16 protein-coding genes are annotated in these 14,323 nt (G+C 62.5%); 3 read left to right on the top strand and 13 right to left on the bottom strand.

From position 1 onward, the window contains the following. Positions 1–41 precede the first annotated feature (41 nt). Positions 42–428: a DUF2946 domain-containing protein gene (locus CAF77_RS06995; protein ID WP_064379437.1), complete on the bottom strand. Its 387-nt coding sequence runs from the start codon at positions 426–428 to the stop codon at positions 42–44. A gap of 94 nt (positions 429–522) precedes the next feature. Here CAF77_RS06995 and CAF77_RS06990 point away from each other — a divergent pair, with 94 nt between their 5' ends. Next, complete coding sequence (locus tag CAF77_RS06990; RefSeq protein ID WP_007950535.1) at positions 523–963, top strand: DUF3995 domain-containing protein; 441 nt, start codon at positions 523–525, stop codon at positions 961–963. Here CAF77_RS06990 and CAF77_RS06985 read toward each other — a convergent pair. The 7 genes from CAF77_RS06985 to CAF77_RS06955 all read right to left on the bottom strand — a co-directional run bounded on the left by CAF77_RS06985 (position 960) and on the right by CAF77_RS06955 (position 8,044). Continuing rightward, entirely contained in the window at positions 960–1,322 is a 363-nt protein-coding gene (locus CAF77_RS06985) for a Na+/H+ antiporter subunit G (RefSeq protein ID WP_064379433.1), read from the bottom strand. The genes CAF77_RS06990 and CAF77_RS06985 overlap by 4 nt on opposite strands. Beyond that, a complete protein-coding gene (locus CAF77_RS06980) occupies positions 1,319–1,597 on the bottom strand; it encodes a K+/H+ antiporter subunit F (RefSeq protein ID WP_011334688.1) in 279 nt (92 codons plus the stop codon). The genes CAF77_RS06985 and CAF77_RS06980 overlap by 4 nt, the downstream gene beginning before the upstream one ends. Beyond that, positions 1,594–2,082 carry a Na+/H+ antiporter subunit E gene (locus CAF77_RS06975; RefSeq protein WP_064379431.1) on the bottom strand — a complete coding sequence of 163 codons (489 nt, stop codon included), beginning with the start codon at positions 2,080–2,082 and terminating at the stop codon, positions 1,594–1,596. The genes CAF77_RS06980 and CAF77_RS06975 overlap by 4 nt, the downstream gene beginning before the upstream one ends. Then, positions 2,079–3,758 (bottom strand): monovalent cation/H+ antiporter subunit D, encoded by a 1,680-nt coding sequence (locus CAF77_RS06970; RefSeq protein ID WP_064379429.1) that lies wholly within the window; start codon positions 3,756–3,758, stop codon positions 2,079–2,081. Before CAF77_RS06970 ends, CAF77_RS06975 begins: the two co-directional genes overlap by 4 nt. Then, positions 3,755–4,099, bottom strand: coding sequence for a Na+/H+ antiporter subunit C (locus CAF77_RS06965; protein WP_003192163.1), 345 nt, complete (start codon positions 4,097–4,099; stop codon positions 3,755–3,757). Before CAF77_RS06965 ends, CAF77_RS06970 begins: the two co-directional genes overlap by 4 nt. After that, complete coding sequence (locus CAF77_RS06960; protein WP_064379427.1) at positions 4,099–6,999, bottom strand: monovalent cation/H+ antiporter subunit A; 2,901 nt, start codon at positions 6,997–6,999, stop codon at positions 4,099–4,101. Before CAF77_RS06960 ends, CAF77_RS06965 begins: the two co-directional genes overlap by 1 nt. Before the next feature lie 106 nt (positions 7,000–7,105). Further along, positions 7,106–8,044, bottom strand: a complete 939-nt coding sequence (locus CAF77_RS06955) for a DMT family transporter (RefSeq protein ID WP_085654226.1) — start codon at positions 8,042–8,044, stop codon at positions 7,106–7,108. Positions 8,045–8,129: 85 nt separating this feature from the next. Between CAF77_RS06955 and CAF77_RS06950 the strand changes: the two genes are divergently transcribed. Both CAF77_RS06950 and CAF77_RS06945 read left to right on the top strand, forming a co-directional pair. Continuing rightward, positions 8,130–8,693 (top strand): helix-turn-helix domain-containing protein, encoded by a 564-nt coding sequence (locus CAF77_RS06950; RefSeq protein WP_085654225.1) that lies wholly within the window; start codon positions 8,130–8,132, stop codon positions 8,691–8,693. Positions 8,694–8,818: 125 nt separating this feature from the next. Beyond that, complete coding sequence (locus CAF77_RS06945; RefSeq protein WP_085654224.1) at positions 8,819–10,234, top strand: FAD/NAD(P)-binding protein; 1,416 nt, start codon at positions 8,819–8,821, stop codon at positions 10,232–10,234. A gap of 63 nt (positions 10,235–10,297) precedes the next feature. Here CAF77_RS06945 and CAF77_RS06940 read toward each other — a convergent pair whose 3' ends face one another. The 5 genes from CAF77_RS06940 to ppnN form a co-directional block, all read right to left on the bottom strand. Further along, entirely contained in the window at positions 10,298–10,549 is a 252-nt protein-coding gene (locus CAF77_RS06940; protein ID WP_064379419.1) for a hypothetical protein, read from the bottom strand. A gap of 108 nt (positions 10,550–10,657) precedes the next feature. Beyond that, on the bottom strand, positions 10,658–11,392 hold the full coding sequence (locus CAF77_RS06935; RefSeq protein WP_085654223.1) for an ABC transporter substrate-binding protein: 735 nt from the start codon (positions 11,390–11,392) through the stop codon (positions 10,658–10,660). A 162-nt stretch (positions 11,393–11,554) separates the two neighbouring features. Then, on the bottom strand, positions 11,555–11,887 hold the full coding sequence (locus CAF77_RS06930) for a hypothetical protein (protein WP_085654222.1): 333 nt from the start codon (positions 11,885–11,887) through the stop codon (positions 11,555–11,557). A gap of 152 nt (positions 11,888–12,039) precedes the next feature. Further along, positions 12,040–12,777 (bottom strand): response regulator, encoded by a 738-nt coding sequence (locus tag CAF77_RS06925; protein WP_039766999.1) that lies wholly within the window; start codon positions 12,775–12,777, stop codon positions 12,040–12,042. A 156-nt stretch (positions 12,778–12,933) separates the two neighbouring features. Continuing rightward, positions 12,934–14,307, bottom strand: coding sequence for a nucleotide 5'-monophosphate nucleosidase PpnN (gene ppnN / locus CAF77_RS06920; RefSeq protein ID WP_007950520.1), 1,374 nt, complete (start codon positions 14,305–14,307; stop codon positions 12,934–12,936). Positions 14,308–14,323: the final 16 nt, after the last annotated feature.

Here is a 14,323-nt window from a genome sequence, read left to right as displayed (position 1 = left end):
CGTTGGCGCAGTGGGCTGACAGATCAAAAAGGCAAGGGCATTCAGGCGAGCGGCGGGGCGCGGGGATTGGCCGAAGGCCAGATGAAGCGAGCAGGGAGGTCAGTGCTGACGATGACCGGCAGCGGCGGGCTGTGTTGTTCCGGCAGGATTGCCAGGGTCAGGCTGGAGTTGAACGCCGGGCCCATGCCGCCGGTGGAGCACAGCGGGCAGCCGAAGGCTTTTGCCAGGGTCGGCAGTTTTTCTTCGGCGGGATTTGAGGCCAGCGGCGCCTGGGTGCTCGGATCGACGGCGCAGAACTGGCCACCGATACCGTTGAGCTGCATGCCGACCATTTGTCCGTGACCGATGCTGCAGGCGAACACGTTGAACAGGACGCAGCAATAGAGCATCCAGGCCAGCAGTGAACGATCGGTACGGGTGAATTTCATGGGGCGGCACTTTACCGCACCGCCGACCGGTCGTGCACATGGAAAAATGCCGACTAGGATGTTTTGTTCAAATCCCTTTAAAGGATTCTCGACCATGACCTTTGTGTTGGCTCAATGGCTGGTGACGATATTTGCGGTGATCAGCCTGATGCATGTGTATTGGGCGATGGGTGGGCAATGGGCAGCCGTGGCGGTGGTGCCGCAGGTCCCGGTGGACAACGGCGGGCTGACACTCAGGCCGGCGTTCAAGCCGTCAGGTTGGATCACGCTGGTGGTGGCAGCAGCCCTGCTACTGATTGCCGCACTGGTGTGCATGCGAGTGGGATGGTGGCTGCCCGCCGTGCATCACTGGGCGCTGCAATGGGTGATCAGCGCGATTGCGCTGCTGATGTTTGCGCGGGCGATTGGCGATTCGGAACTGGTGGGTTTTTTCAAGGAAGTGAAGGGGTCGCGGTTCGCCCGGCTCGACACTTGGGTTTACTCGCCGCTGTGTCTGATATTGGGAGCCGGGCTGTTGGCTGTTGCCTGGATTTAACTGCCGGTTTCAGTGCGCCGGCTGCTGACCTCGGCCGGCACATCATCCCCGGCCATGCGCTTGCGGAACAGCGCCGCCCGCGCCAGCAGCAAGGTAGTCACCGGCACGGTAATCGACAGCAGAATCGGAATCAGCCATGCGTGCAGCACCGGCCCGGACTTGAGCGCTGAAAAACAGATGATCGAGGCCAGCGCCACGCACCACGCACCGAGGGTCGAGGCCAGCGCCGGTGGGTGCATGCGCTGGAAATAATCTTTCATCCGCAACAGGCCGGTCGCACCGATCAGGGCGAAAATACCGCTGAGCACCAAAAGGATCGCCACCGGGATTTCCACCCAGAGAGACAGTTCAGCGTTCATTCGATCACCTCGCCACGCAGGAGGAATTTCGCCAGGGCAAACGAGCCGACGAAGCCGAACAGCGCGATCAGCAGCGCCGCTTCGAAGTAGGTGTCACTGGCATAACGAATCCCCAGGGTCAGCATCATCAGCATGGCGACGATGTACAGGTAATCCAGCGCCAGTACCCGGTCCTGCGCCGACGGGCCTTTGAACAGGCGCACCAGCGTAAGGACCATGGCCAGGGAAAACAGGAACAGCGTCAGCAGAATCGCGTTCGACAGCAGCGGGCTCATTCGAAAATCTCCATCAACGGCCGCTCGTAAGTGATCTTGAAGTGCTGGATGAACTGCGCCTCGTCATCCAGATCCCACACGTGCAGCAACAGAATGCTGCGATCCAGCGCCAGCTCCGACCACACCGTGCCGGGCACGACCGTACAGATCATCGACAGCGCCGCCAGACCGTTGGCATCGCGCAGGTCCAGCGGCACCTTGATGAAACGTGAACGAAGCGGCCGGCGACCGGCGTTGAGAACGCCCCAGGCCACCTGCAGGTTCGAGACGATCACGTCACGCCCGACCAGCAGAAACAATCGCAGGATCGTGCCCGGGCGGCGGATGTGAATCCGTTGCGGGCGCAGTTTGCGCATCATCAGCGGGGCGCAGAAACCGAGTACGGCACCCAGCAGCAGGTTGCCCGGGCTGACCGACAGGTTCAGCACCAGCCACAGCAACCACAGCGCAAGCGACAGCCAAGGAGCAGGAAACAGACGTTTCATGGTTGCACCTCCAGCAGCGCAGCCTTGGCTTCCGGACTCGGCACGGCGCGGGTGCCGAGCACCGCCATTACGTATTGCTGCGGGTTGTTCAGAGCCTCGGCCGCTGCCTGGGTGTAACGCAGCAGCGGTTCAGCCTTGAAGGTCAGGGCGATGCTCAGGCCGAGCAGCAGGAAAATCGGCGTGCATTCCAGTTTGCGCAGCACGGGCGACGGGCGCTCCTCTGGCGACCAGAAGCGCTGTATGCCCAGGCGCGAGAACGCCATCAGCGAGCCGAGGCCGGTAAGGATCAGCAGGGCCAGCAACGCCCAGGCAGCATTCGAGATCGGTTCGCCGGCACCGAGTCCCAGCGGGTTGAGCAGGGCGCCGATCAGGCTGAGCTTGCCGATGAACCCGGACAGCGGCGGCATGCCGATGATCAGCAGCGCGCAGGCAATGAAGCTCAGACCGAGGAAAGCCATGGTCCACGGAATCACCTGACCAACCAGCGCTTTCTGATCGTCGTCGAGGTTGATGCCCTTGACCGGTCGTTGCCACTCTTGCGGACGCGGCAGCAGTTCGTTCTCGTCTTCCAGCGGCACTTCGATGGCGGTGCGCGAACGCTCGATCAACTCCGCCAGCAGAAACAGTGCGCTCAACGCCAGGGTCGAGCTGACCAGATAAAACAGCGCCGCACCGATCAGGTTCGGCTGGGCGAACCCCACGGCAGACAGCAGAATTCCCGCCGACACCAGAATGCTCAGGCTGGCCATGCGTTCCAGGCGCTGCGCGGCGATGATCGCCACACCTGCGCCGGCCATGGTGGCCATGCCGCCGTAGATCAGCCAGTCGCCGCCGAAATACGCCGAAGCGCCTGCCTGGCCGGAGAACAACAGCGTCCACAGACGCAGCAGGGTGTAGACGCCGACCTTGGTCATGATCGCGAACATCGCCGCTACCGGCGCACTGGCCGACGAGTAGGCCGGCACCAGCCAGAAGTTCAGCGGCCACATGCCGGCCTTGGCCAGGAACGCCACGGCCAGAATCCCTGCGCCAGCGTGCAACAGGCCTCGGTCGGCTTCCGGCACCAGCGGGATCTTCAGGGCCAGATCCGCCATGTTCAGCGTGCCGGTCACTCCGTAGATCAATGCCGCGCCGATCAAAAACAGCGACGAGGCCAGCAGGTTGATCGAAATGTAATGCAGCCCCGACGACACTCGTGCCCGGCCCGAGCCGTGAAGCAACAGGCCGTAGGATGCGGCGAGCAGCACCTCGAAGAATACGAACAGGTTGAACAGGTCCGCCGTCAGGAATGCGCCGTAAAGTCCCATCAACTGAATCTGGAACAAGGCGTGGAAGCTCGACCCGGCGCCGTCCCAGCGGGCCATGGCGAACAGCAGGGCGCTGACGCCAATGATTCCGGTCAGCACCAGCATCAATGCCGACAGACGATCGACCACCAGCACGATGCCGAACGGCACCTGCCAGTTGCCCGGCAGATAAACCCCAATCGAACCGGGAACGCCGGTGGTCTGGGTCCATTGCAGCAGCATTACCGATATGCCGAGGCCGAGGAGGCTGGAGAACAGGTTGATTTTCGCCTTCAGCGGACGGTGCTTCTCGCCGAGCATCAGCATGATGGCGGCGGTCAGCAGCGGCAGCAGGATCGGTGCGGCGATCAGGTGAGTCATCGCCGTCATTCCTTGGGCTCCCTTCCATCAACGTGGTCGGTACCGGTCAGGCCCCGTGAGGCGAGCAACACCACCAGGAACAATGCGGTCATGGCGAAACTGATGACGATGGCCGTCAGCACCAGCGCCTGGGGCAGCGGGTCGGTGTAGTTGAGCAGGTCCTGCGGCACGCCGTCCTTGATGATCGGCTCCTTGCCGATGAACAGGCTGCCCATGCTGAAGATGAACAGGTTGACGCCGTAGGACAGCAGGCACAGGCCCATCACCACCTGGAACGTCCGTGGCCGCAGGATCAGCCAGACCCCGGACGCGGCGAGCACGCCGATGGCGATTGCGATGACTTCTTCCATCAGACGGCTCCTTTGGCGGCAGCGGTTTTGTGGCCCCGGACCGATTGGTGGGCGAGGGCGGTGAGGATCAGCAAGGTCGAGCCGACCACCACGGCGTAGACGCCGATATCGAAGAACAGCGCGCTGGCGATATGGATGTCACCCAGCAGCGGCAGGCTGAAGTGCCAGGTGTGGGTGGTCAGGAACGGATACCCGACCGCCATCGCCCCAAGCCCGGTGACGGTGGCGAACAGCAGGCCGGTGCCCATCCAGCGCAGTGGGCGCAGGCTCATTTGCGCCTCGACCCACTGGGTGCCGGCGACCATGTATTGCAGGATGAACGCCACCGACATCACCAGGCCGGCGACGAAACCGCCGCCCGGCTGGTTATGCCCGCGCATGAACAGGTAGAACGACACCACCAGCGCAATCGGCAGCAGCAGGCGCACCAGCACCGCCGGCACCATCATGAAGCCGAGCGCGGTGTCGCTGGCCGAGCGCGGGTTGACCAGGTCGGTGACCACATCGGGGGCGAGCAAGCGTTGCTGGGCCGGCAGTTGCAGGCTTTCTTTCGGTGGGCGGAAACGCCGCAGCAGGGCGAACACGGTCAGCGCCACGGCGGCGAGCACCGTGATTTCGCCTAAGGTGTCGAAACCACGGAAATCCACCAGCATCACGTTGACCACGTTACTGCCACCACCCTCAGGCAGGGCGCGACTCAGGTAGAACGAGGAAATGTCGTTCGGCGTCTGCCGGGTCAGCATGGCGTAGGACAGCAGCGCCATGCCGCCGCCGACGGCAATCGACAGCAGCAGGTCGCGCAGACGGCGTACCCGCGCCTTGCGCAGGCTGCTTGGCAACGGCGAAACCTCTTCGATCCGCCGTGGCAGCCAGCGCAGGCCGAGCAGGATCAGGACGGTGGTCACCACTTCGACCACCAGCTGCGTCAGGGCCAGATCCGGCGCCGAGAACCAGACGAACGTCACGCACGTCATCAGCCCGCAGACGCTGACCATGGTCAGGGCGGCGAGACGGTGATACTTGGCCTGCCACGCGGCGCCGAGGGCGCAGGCGATTGCCAGCAGCCACAGGGTCACGAACACGATGGAACCGGGGATCTTCGGCCGGTCGCCCCAGCTCAGGCTGCTGTGCAGCATCGGGATCAGGCCGGCCAGCACTGCCGCCAGCACCATCAGGAACAATTGCGCTTGAAGGCGCTTGGTGCCGATTCGCCGCTCCAGGCGTCGAGCCAGGCGCATCATCACCACCAGACTGCGTTCGAACATTCGCTTGCCGTTGAGGCGGCCCGCCAGCGGCGGATACTTGAAGCGGCCGCGCTTGAGCTGGTTGCGCAGCAGCAGATACAGCACGATGCCGCCGGACATGGCGATCAGGCTCATGATCATCGGTGCATTGAGGCCGTGCCAGATCGCCAGGCTGTATTCCGGCAGCACGCCGCCCACCACCGGCAACGCGGCAGCGGCCAGCAACGGGCCGACCACCTGGGCCGGGAAAATCCCCACCAGCAGGCAGGTGAACACCAGCAGTTCCACCGGCGCACGCATCCAGCGCGGTGGTTCATGCGGGGTGTGCGGCAGGTCGGTGGCGGTCGGGCCGAAGAACACATCAACGGTGAATCTCAGCGAGTAGGCAACGCTGAACATACCGGCAATGGTCGCGACGATCGGCAGGCTGGTTTCAACCCACGCGGTGGCGTTGATGAACACGGTTTCGGCGAAGAACATCTCTTTCGACAGAAAACCGTTGAGCAGCGGCACGCCGGCCATCGACGCACTCGCGACCATTGCCAGGGTGGCGGTGAATGGAATGAGTTTGAACAGGCCATTGAGCTTGCGGATATCGCGGGTACCGCTTTCGTGGTCGATGATCCCGGCGGCCATGAACAGCGAGGCCTTGAAGGTCGCGTGGTTGAGAATGTGGAACACCGCCGCCACAGCAGCGAGCGGACTGTTCAGGCCCAGCAGCAGCGTGATCAGACCGAGGTGGCTGATGGTCGAGTAGGCCAGCAGCCCTTTAAGGTCGTTCTGGAACATCGCGCAGTACGCGCCGAGCAACAGCGTGGCGGCGCCGGCGCCGCTGACGATGTAGAACCACTCTTCACTGCCGGACAGCGACGGCCACAGCCGGGCCAGCAGGAAAACCCCGGCCTTGACCATGGTCGCCGAGTGCAGGTACGCCGAAACCGGTGTGGGCGCCGCCATGGCGTGGGGCAGCCAGAAGTGGAAGGGGAACTGGGCGCTTTTGCTGAGGGCGCCGATAAGAATGAGGGGAAGCAGGATGGGGTAGAGAGCATGTGCGCGAATCAGGTCGCCGGCGGCCAGGACCTTGTCCAGGTCATAGCTGCCGACCACATGGCCGAGGATCATGACCCCCGCCAGCAGGCACAAACCTCCGGCACCGGTGACCATCAACGCCATATACGCCCCACGGCGCGCGTCGTGGCGGTGGTGCCAATAGCCGATCAACAGGAACGAGAAAAGGCTGGTCAGCTCCCAGAAGAACACGATCTGGATCAGGTTGCCGGAGATCACCAGCCCGAGCATGGCGCCCATGAACGCCAGAAAAAACGCGAAGAAACGCGGCACCGGATCATCCGGCGACATGTAATAACGTGCATATAAGGAAACGAGGGTGCCGATGCCCAGCACCAGCATCGAGAACAGCCAGGCGAAGCCGTCCATGCGCAGAACGAAGTTCAGGCCCAGGCTGGGCAGCCACGTGAACTCCTCGCGGATCACGCCGCCGTGGGCGATCTGCGGATACAGCATCGCGACCGAGACAGTCCCGATCAGTGCGACCAGGCCTGCCAGCAGAGATTCGGCGTTACGTGCGTTGTGCGGCAGCACGGCTGCCAGACAGCTGCCCAGAAAAGGCAGAAGCAGTAGAACTATCAGGGACATAGGCTTCTAATCTGCGGAAGTTTGTGAAGCATCATACGTGCCAGCTCCCGGATCGCCAAACGCGAGGATGTCTCTGAATCCTACAAAGTAGCCGTAAAACCCCCGTTTAGCCTTCGGTCTCGTGCTCCAATTCTTCCGTGACCGTTTGTGTCTCTTTGCCTTTGGTCTTCAATTCACTGACGATCACCGCCGCCACGATCAGCCCCGCACCCACCAATGCAATCGCTGGGAGGCGCTCTCCCGCAATGCGTCCAACGATCCCGGCCCACACTGGCTCACCGGCATAGATCAAGGTCGCGCGGGTCGGCGAAACGCTTTTCTGCGCCCAGTTCATCGCCACTTGAATCGCCGCACTCATCGCGCCGAGGCCCAGGGCGGTGCTCAACAACAACCACGAGAAGTCCGGAATCGCCTCGCCGGTCGGCACCACCATCAAAAACGACAGCACCGAAGTCGTCGCCAGTTGCACCACGGTTACCCGGCGCACATCGACCTGCCCCGCATAGTTGCTGATCAGGATGATTTCGGCCGCAATCGCGATGGCGCTGATCAGCGTGGCGATTTCACCGGGGCTGAAATTCAGCGAAGCCCCGGATGGCCCGGAAAGCAGCATCAGCCCGGTAAACGCCAGCATGATGCCGATGCTCGGCATCAAACCCGGGCGCCGACCGAGCACCAGCCATTGCAGCAGTGGCACGAACGGCACGTACAGCGCGGTGATGAACGCCGACTGACTGCTTGGGATACTCTGCAACCCAACGGTCTGCAAGCCATAACCGAGCAGGATCGCTACGCCGATAAAGGCGCCAGCCTTGAGTTCGAACAGGGTCAGTTCCCGCAGGTGTTTCCAGGAGAACAGCGCAACAATGCCAGCGGCGGCGGCAAAGCGCAGGCCGACGAAAAACATCGGGCCGCTGACGGTCATCGCGTGCTGCACCAGCAGGAAGGTGCCGCCCCAAAGCATGGTGATCAGCACCAGCACGCACTCGGCTTTGCTGAACCGGGAAAACCGCAGGGGAGATTGAGAAGGATTGGCTGACGTCATGACCTTGCGCACTTTTAAGGAGGAGACGCACAATGCGCCAAATGTTGCGCAGTATACTGCCCAGCCCCAGTCAGTGAGCAATATAGTGCACAGAGATTCCGTACAGCGGGCTTCGGTCCTGCAACACGTCAGCCAGAATGTCCGGCGCCTGCGCCATGCCGCCGGCATGAGCCAGACGGCTCTCGCGGAAAAGTCCGGCGTCAGTCGGCGGATGCTGGTGGCCATCGAGGCCGGTGAAAAAAATGTCAGCCTGACCACCCTTGACCGCGTCGCCGAAGCTCTTGAAGTGGCCTTCAGCGATCTGATCCAGGCCCCGGACAATCGTGATCCCGGCCGTATCAACGAACTGGCCTGGGTCGGAAGCATCCCCGGCAGCAAAGCCGTTTTACTGTCCAAGGCCAATGCCACTCGCGCGGTGGAGCAGTGGGAATGGTGCCTGCAACCGGGCGAGGTCTATCCCTCGCAGCCGGACGCCGAAGGCTGGAGCGAGCAGATTTTCGTATTCGAGGGCTGCCTGACTCTGATGCTCGGCGACCAGCCACAGCACATTGCCGCCGGAGAGTTCTACATGTTCGCCAGTAATCAGCCGCACGCCTATCGCAATGATGGGGAAGTGGCGGCGCGTTTTGTGCGTAATGTGGTGATCTGACAGTCGCAACGGAATGAAACACGCTGCAAGTCGCATCGGCATGATAAAAAAATGGCGTCCGTCTAGACGCCTTCGCGGCGTCTGAATGACACTGGCCCGAGCACATCCTCAGTTGCGAGAACGGCATGACTCAAACCGATACGACCGCCATCCGTCACGCCGACATCCTGATTGTCGGCGGCGGCCTCAGCGGCACGATGCTGGCAGTGCAATTGCTGCGTTTGCCGGGGCGCAGAAAGATTCTGGTGATCGAGCCCCGGGCTGAACTGGGCCGGGGTGAAGCGTACAGCGCGGTGGAACTGGGCCACACGCTCAACGGCAACGCCGCGCGGATGAGCGTTGACCCGGACAATGCCGATGACCTGACCCAATGGCTTACTGATCACATTGCCGGTGGCGGTTGGCCGGAGTCGGATCAGCAACATGTTCCGGTCAGCGAACTGTTTCCGCCACGGGGGCTGTTCGGCGTGTATGTGCAGCAGCGTCTGACTGAAGCGCAGCAGGTGGGCGCGCAACACGGCTCGACGGTCGAGCATGTACGGGCCGAAGTGGTCGATTTGCAGGACTGCGGCGATTCCGTGCAGCTCACCTTGAGTGACGGCCAGCAACTTCAAGGCGCTTTCGCAGTGCTGGCGACCGGGATGTTCCCGGCGGCACGTACCCCGCAAAAACAATCCAGCGGCCTCAACGCGGCGGCACTCGATCCTTGGGATGTCGCGGCCATGCGCCAGCTCGATCCGCACTCGACGGTGCTGATCATCGGTTCCGGCCTGACCATGGTCGATGCCGTGGTGTCGCTGGAGCAGGCCGGGCATCGCGGGCCGATCGAGGTGTTTTCCCGGCACGGGCTGTTGCCCCATGTGCGTCGTCAACCGCCCGCGTGGGTTGACTTCCTCGCCGAGGATCACAGCCTCCGCACGCCACGCCAGTTGTTGCGCGAATTGCGCCGGCATTGCCACGACGCCATTGCACAAGGCATCGACTGGCAGGCGCCGCTGGACACCGTGCGTGCGCACATCGGTCGGTTGTGGAGCCAGGCCAGCGATGTGCAGCGCCGGCAGTTCGTGCGGCATGTGCGGCCGTGGTGGGAAAGTCATCACCATCGTTCGCCGCCGCTGAGTGCGGAACTGGTCGAGCGTCTGCACCAGGAAGGACGATTGCGTATTCATGCGGCGTCTTTCAAGGGGCTTGAGCCGGTATCGGGCGACGGCGTGAGTATCCGCATTCGCCCTCGCGGCGAGGCTGAAACCCGCGTGGTGCAGGGCGCGGCGTTGATCAACTCAAGCGGCATCGAGTACGACTGGCGCCGTGTCGCGCGACCTTTGCCGCAGCAGTTGCTGGCGCGCGGTCTGGTTCGTCCGGGGCCGCTGGCGCTGGGCATCGCAGCCGCGGTGGACGGCGCTGTGCTGGATGCCGAAGGCCGGGTTTCGCCCCGCCTGTTCGCCATGGGCCCGCCGTTGCGTGGCATGTGGTGGGAGAGCACCGCCGTCACGGATGTGGCGTCGCAGGCCAAGGCACTGGCCGCGCGACTGGTGCGCTGACGCAAGATGCAAGAAACCCCGCTTCGGCGGGGTTTCCTGTTTCTGGCAGCTCAAACCGATCACTCAGTAGCGCTGATATTTGGAACCGAATTCCGGGCGGTTTTCCGCGACGTACAGTTTGGTCGGTTCGGCGTTCTGTTGCAGTTTGAGACTGCCTTGGTGTTCGGCATCGACGCTGACGGTGTCGACGTTCAGGGTGCCGGACTGGCCGATGGTTGCAGCCGCGACAACTGGAGTGCTGGCGTGTGGGGCAGCGATGGCGGAGGTGGCGCCAATCAGGGAAACAATGAAGCCGAGTGCGATGATGTCTTTCATGATGTTGCTCCAGAGAGTGGGGAGAAGATGGGGCCCACTGTAGTGCTGGAGGGTTTTGATGTGAAAACACCCTTGCGCATAGTTGTTATCGAAGGTGTTGATGCGCGATCAGCGCGGGAGGGTATTGCTCAGCCAGCGCTGGCGCAGCTGCTCCAGACGGCCGTCCGCCCGCAGTGTATCCAGCGCCTGCTGCCAGCGTGCGACCTGTTTCGGATTGGTCTGCGGCGAAAAGGCAATGTAGGTGTTCTGTTTCATCAACGGGATCTGGTACTGCAAGCGTCCCGGCTCCATGCCTTGTTCGCGGGCGAGGGCGGCTTTGGACCAGGTATCGGAGACCACGAAATCGGTACGCCCCAGGCTGAACAGTCGCATCATCTGCTCCGGGGTTTCCACGCCGTAGAGATTGTTCAGGTCTTGCCCTTGCAGGTAGCTGTAGACCAGCCATTTGCGCGGCACGGTGATCCGGCCAAGGTGATCGGCTTCACGCAGGCTGTTTACGGGAGGCTGGAGATTGTCGCGGGCGTACAGCGCGGTTTCGACTTCGATCAGCGGCCCGACCCATTGATAGCGATCATCGCGCTCATCGGTACGCAGCACGGTGAATACGCCGGTGTCGGGGGTATCGCTGGCCATGCGCAGGGCGCGCAGCAGCGGGACTTGTTGCAGATGGATACGGTTGCCGGTCTGGGTCGCCAGGGCCTGCACCACGTCCACACCGAATCCCGCGAGCTGATTGCCTTGCATGAATTGCAGGGGCGGGTGGTTGTCGGTGAGCAGTTGCAAATCCGCCGCGTTGGCCGTCAGGGCCAGCATGGACAGCAGACAGGCGGCAAAACGTTTCATGGATCGTCCCTGAACAAATCAATCGCGAAGCTTAGTACGAGCCATGGCGGCTGTCGTGGGGAAACAGCGGGGCTTTTGTGTCAGAGAACAAGGCTTATCGGTAGTGATCGCTGCGGGGGCAGAGCGCCCCCGGCAGGAATCGACAACGGCGGGTACAAACGATCAGTAACGCTGGTACTTGGAACCGAACTCGGGACGGTTCTCGGCGACCAGTACGCTGCGGGCCGAGCGCTCGCGCAGTTCCTGCAGGCGATCTGCACCACCCTCGGCGACGCGCTCACGCAGCTCCTGCAAACGGTCCGCACCGCCTTCAGCCACGCGTTCACGCAGTTCCTGCAAACGATCCGCGCCACCTTCGGCAACGCGATCCTTCTGCAGGTTTTCCGAGCCGTATTCGGCGACCAGCGGCTGGGAGCTGGCGGATGCCAGGTCGGCCAGGGCCAGGCCACCGAGCAGGCTGAGTGCGAGTACCAGGGATTTCGAGGACTTGAACATGGTGTTTCTCCTTGCGTTTGATGATGAGTGAGCCAGTGCTTTCTGGTGGGTTCATTCAAACGCGAGGGTGTATCGCTGATATGTGGTGATGCGGCGCGAAAACACGGGTTACGTATCTGCGCGGCGAATTTATACAGAGCGATACAAATCCATCAGGATTCGGCGAGCATCTCCACGGCGAAGGAGAACACATAACCCTCGTTGCGCACGGTCTTGATGTAAGTCGGCTCGCGGGAGTCGTCCAGCAGACGCTGACGCAGGCGACTGACCAGCAAATCAATCGAGCGGTCGAACAGGTCGGCATCGCGACCCTGGGTCAAATTCAGCAACTGATCGCGGCTGAGCACTCGTTGCGGATGATCGAGAAACACCCGGAGCAAGCGATATTCGGCGCCGCTGAGGGCAACCATGGTGTCGTCTTCATCGAGCAGGTGGCGGGCGGTGGTGTCCAGGCGCCAGCGGCCGAACGCGAGCAGGCGCCCGGTTTCGGTGATCAGCAGATTGGGCGGCAGCATTCGTGTACGGCGCAGCACGGCGTTGATCCGCGCCAGCAGTTCGCGGGCGGCGAAGGGTTTGGTCAGGTAATCGTCAGCACCCATTTCCAGGCCGAGGATCCGGTCGGTCTGGTCGTCGCGGGCGGTGAGCATCAGGATCGGGATCGCCTTGTGCTTGCCGGCGCGCAATTCGCGGCACAGCACCAGCCCGTCATCGCCGGGGAGCATGATGTCGAGCACGATCAGGTCGACCGTGTTGGCTTCCAGAAAGCTGCGCATCTGCCGCCCATCGGCGACCACGGTGCTGCGCAGGCCGTTCTTGGTCAGGTAATTGCCGACCAGTTCGCGGATCTCGCGGTCATCGTCGACAATCAGGATGTGGTTGATGTGATCCATGGTTCACACTCTTTTTGTGGGAGCGAGCTTGCTCGCGAAATCGGTCTGTCAGTCAACAATGATGCTGAATGCGATGGCCCCTTCGCGGGCAAGCCCGCTCCCACAGTGTTATGGGGTGCCCTGAAGAACGGGTTTTCAGGGCTTATGCATTGAGGGTCAGGACACCACGCGGTAGCACGGCACATACGCTGCGCCGCCCGGCAGTTTCATCCGGTGCTGGGCGACGAAGGCTTTGAGCAGCAGATCGAGGGGCTGCATGATTGCGGCGTCACCACGGATCTGGTACGGCCCGTGTTCCTCGATCAGGCGGATGCCCTTGTCCTTGACGTTGCCGGCCACGATCCCGGAGAACGCGCGGCGCAGGTTGGCCGCCAGTTCATGGGGTGGCTGGTCGCGGTGCAGCTTGAGGTTGGCCATGTTTTCGTGGGTCGGATCGAACGGGCGCTGGAAGCCTTCGTCGATCTTCAGCAGCCAGTTGAAGTGGAACGCGTCGGCGCGTTCGCGGCGGAATTGCTTCACGGCCTTGAGGCCCGCTGTCATCTGCCGCGCCACTTCGGCCGGGTCGTCGATGATGATTTCGTAGTGCTTTTTCGCTGCTTCGCCGAGGGTGGCTGTGACGAAAGCGTCGAGTTGTTCCAGGTACGGCGCGGCGTGTTTCGGCCCGGTCAGGATCACCGGGAACGGCAGGCCTGCGTTATCCGGGTGCATCAGGATGCCCAGCAGGTACAGGAACTCTTCGGCGGTGCCGGCGCCGCCCGGAAAGATGATGATGCCGTGGCCGACGCGGACGAAGGCCTCCAGGCGTTTTTCGATGTCCGGCAGGATCACCAGCTCGTTGACGATCGGGTTCGGCGCTTCGGCGGCGATGATGCCTGGCTCGGTCAGACCGAGGTAACGGCCACCGTGAATCCGCTGCTTGGCATGGGCGATGGTCGCGCCTTTCATCGGGCCCTTCATCACGCCAGGGCCGCAACCGGTGCAGATGTCGAGGCTGCGCAGGCCCAGTTCGTGACCGACTTTCTTGGTGTATTTGTATTCTTCGGTGTTGATCGAGTGGCCGCCCCAGCACACCACAATTTTCGGCTCGACGCCCGGACGCAGGGTGCGCGCGTTGCGCAGCAGGTGGAAGACGTAGTCGCTGATGCCCTGGGAGGTGCTGAGGTCGATGCTCAGGGCATCGAGTTCGTTTTCGGTGTAGACGATGTCGCGCAGGGCGCTGAACAGCATTTCCCGGGTGCTGGCGATCATTTCGCCGTCGACGAAGGCGTCAGCCGGGGCGTTCAGCAGTTCCAGGCGCACACCGCGATCCTGCTGGTGGATGCGGATTTCGAAGTCTTTGTAGGCTTCAAGAATGGTTTTTGCGTTGTCGACATGGGCGCCAGTATTGAGGATTGCCAGGGCGCACTGGCGAAAGAGGGTGTAGGTGCTGCCGGTTCCGGCCTGGCTCAGTTGCTGAACTTCACGTTGGGAAAGGGTTTCGAGGCTGCCTTTCGGGCTGACCGAGGCATTGATTACGTGTCGTTGGGTCATGCAGTGATCCTTAAAA

The organism is Pseudomonas sp. R15(2017) (assembly GCF_002112685.1).
GTDB classification, from domain to species: Bacteria; Pseudomonadota; Gammaproteobacteria; order Pseudomonadales; family Pseudomonadaceae; genus Aquipseudomonas; species Aquipseudomonas glycinae.
Note: the sequence above shows the minus strand (reverse complement) of the source record. Positions and strands in the feature narration are given on the sequence as shown.

Excerpts from the sequence above, each read along its gene's own strand:
- CAF77_RS06995 (WP_064379437.1), bottom strand. The coding sequence starts at position 428 with ATGAAATTCACCCGTACCGATCGTTCACTGCTGGCCTGGATGCTCTAT.
- CAF77_RS06990 (WP_007950535.1), top strand. The coding sequence starts at position 523 with ATGACCTTTGTGTTGGCTCAATGGCTGGTGACGATATTTGCGGTGATC.
- CAF77_RS06985 (WP_064379433.1), bottom strand. The coding sequence starts at position 1,322 with ATGAACGCTGAACTGTCTCTCTGGGTGGAAATCCCGGTGGCGATCCTT.
- CAF77_RS06980 (WP_011334688.1), bottom strand. The coding sequence starts at position 1,597 with ATGAGCCCGCTGCTGTCGAACGCGATTCTGCTGACGCTGTTCCTGTTT.
- CAF77_RS06975 (WP_064379431.1), bottom strand. The coding sequence starts at position 2,082 with ATGAAACGTCTGTTTCCTGCTCCTTGGCTGTCGCTTGCGCTGTGGTTG.
- CAF77_RS06970 (WP_064379429.1), bottom strand. The coding sequence starts at position 3,758 with ATGACGGCGATGACTCACCTGATCGCCGCACCGATCCTGCTGCCGCTG.
- CAF77_RS06965 (WP_003192163.1), bottom strand. The coding sequence starts at position 4,099 with ATGGAAGAAGTCATCGCAATCGCCATCGGCGTGCTCGCCGCGTCCGGG.
- CAF77_RS06960 (WP_064379427.1), bottom strand. The coding sequence starts at position 6,999 with ATGTCCCTGATAGTTCTACTGCTTCTGCCTTTTCTGGGCAGCTGTCTG.
- CAF77_RS06955 (WP_085654226.1), bottom strand. The coding sequence starts at position 8,044 with ATGACGTCAGCCAATCCTTCTCAATCTCCCCTGCGGTTTTCCCGGTTC.
- CAF77_RS06945 (WP_085654224.1), top strand. The coding sequence starts at position 8,819 with ATGACTCAAACCGATACGACCGCCATCCGTCACGCCGACATCCTGATT.
- CAF77_RS06940 (WP_064379419.1), bottom strand. The coding sequence starts at position 10,549 with ATGAAAGACATCATCGCACTCGGCTTCATTGTTTCCCTGATTGGCGCC.
- CAF77_RS06935 (WP_085654223.1), bottom strand. The coding sequence starts at position 11,392 with ATGAAACGTTTTGCCGCCTGTCTGCTGTCCATGCTGGCCCTGACGGCC.
- CAF77_RS06930 (WP_085654222.1), bottom strand. The coding sequence starts at position 11,887 with ATGTTCAAGTCCTCGAAATCCCTGGTACTCGCACTCAGCCTGCTCGGT.
- CAF77_RS06925 (WP_039766999.1), bottom strand. The coding sequence starts at position 12,777 with ATGGATCACATCAACCACATCCTGATTGTCGACGATGACCGCGAGATC.
- ppnN (WP_007950520.1), bottom strand. The coding sequence starts at position 14,307 with ATGACCCAACGACACGTAATCAATGCCTCGGTCAGCCCGAAAGGCAGC.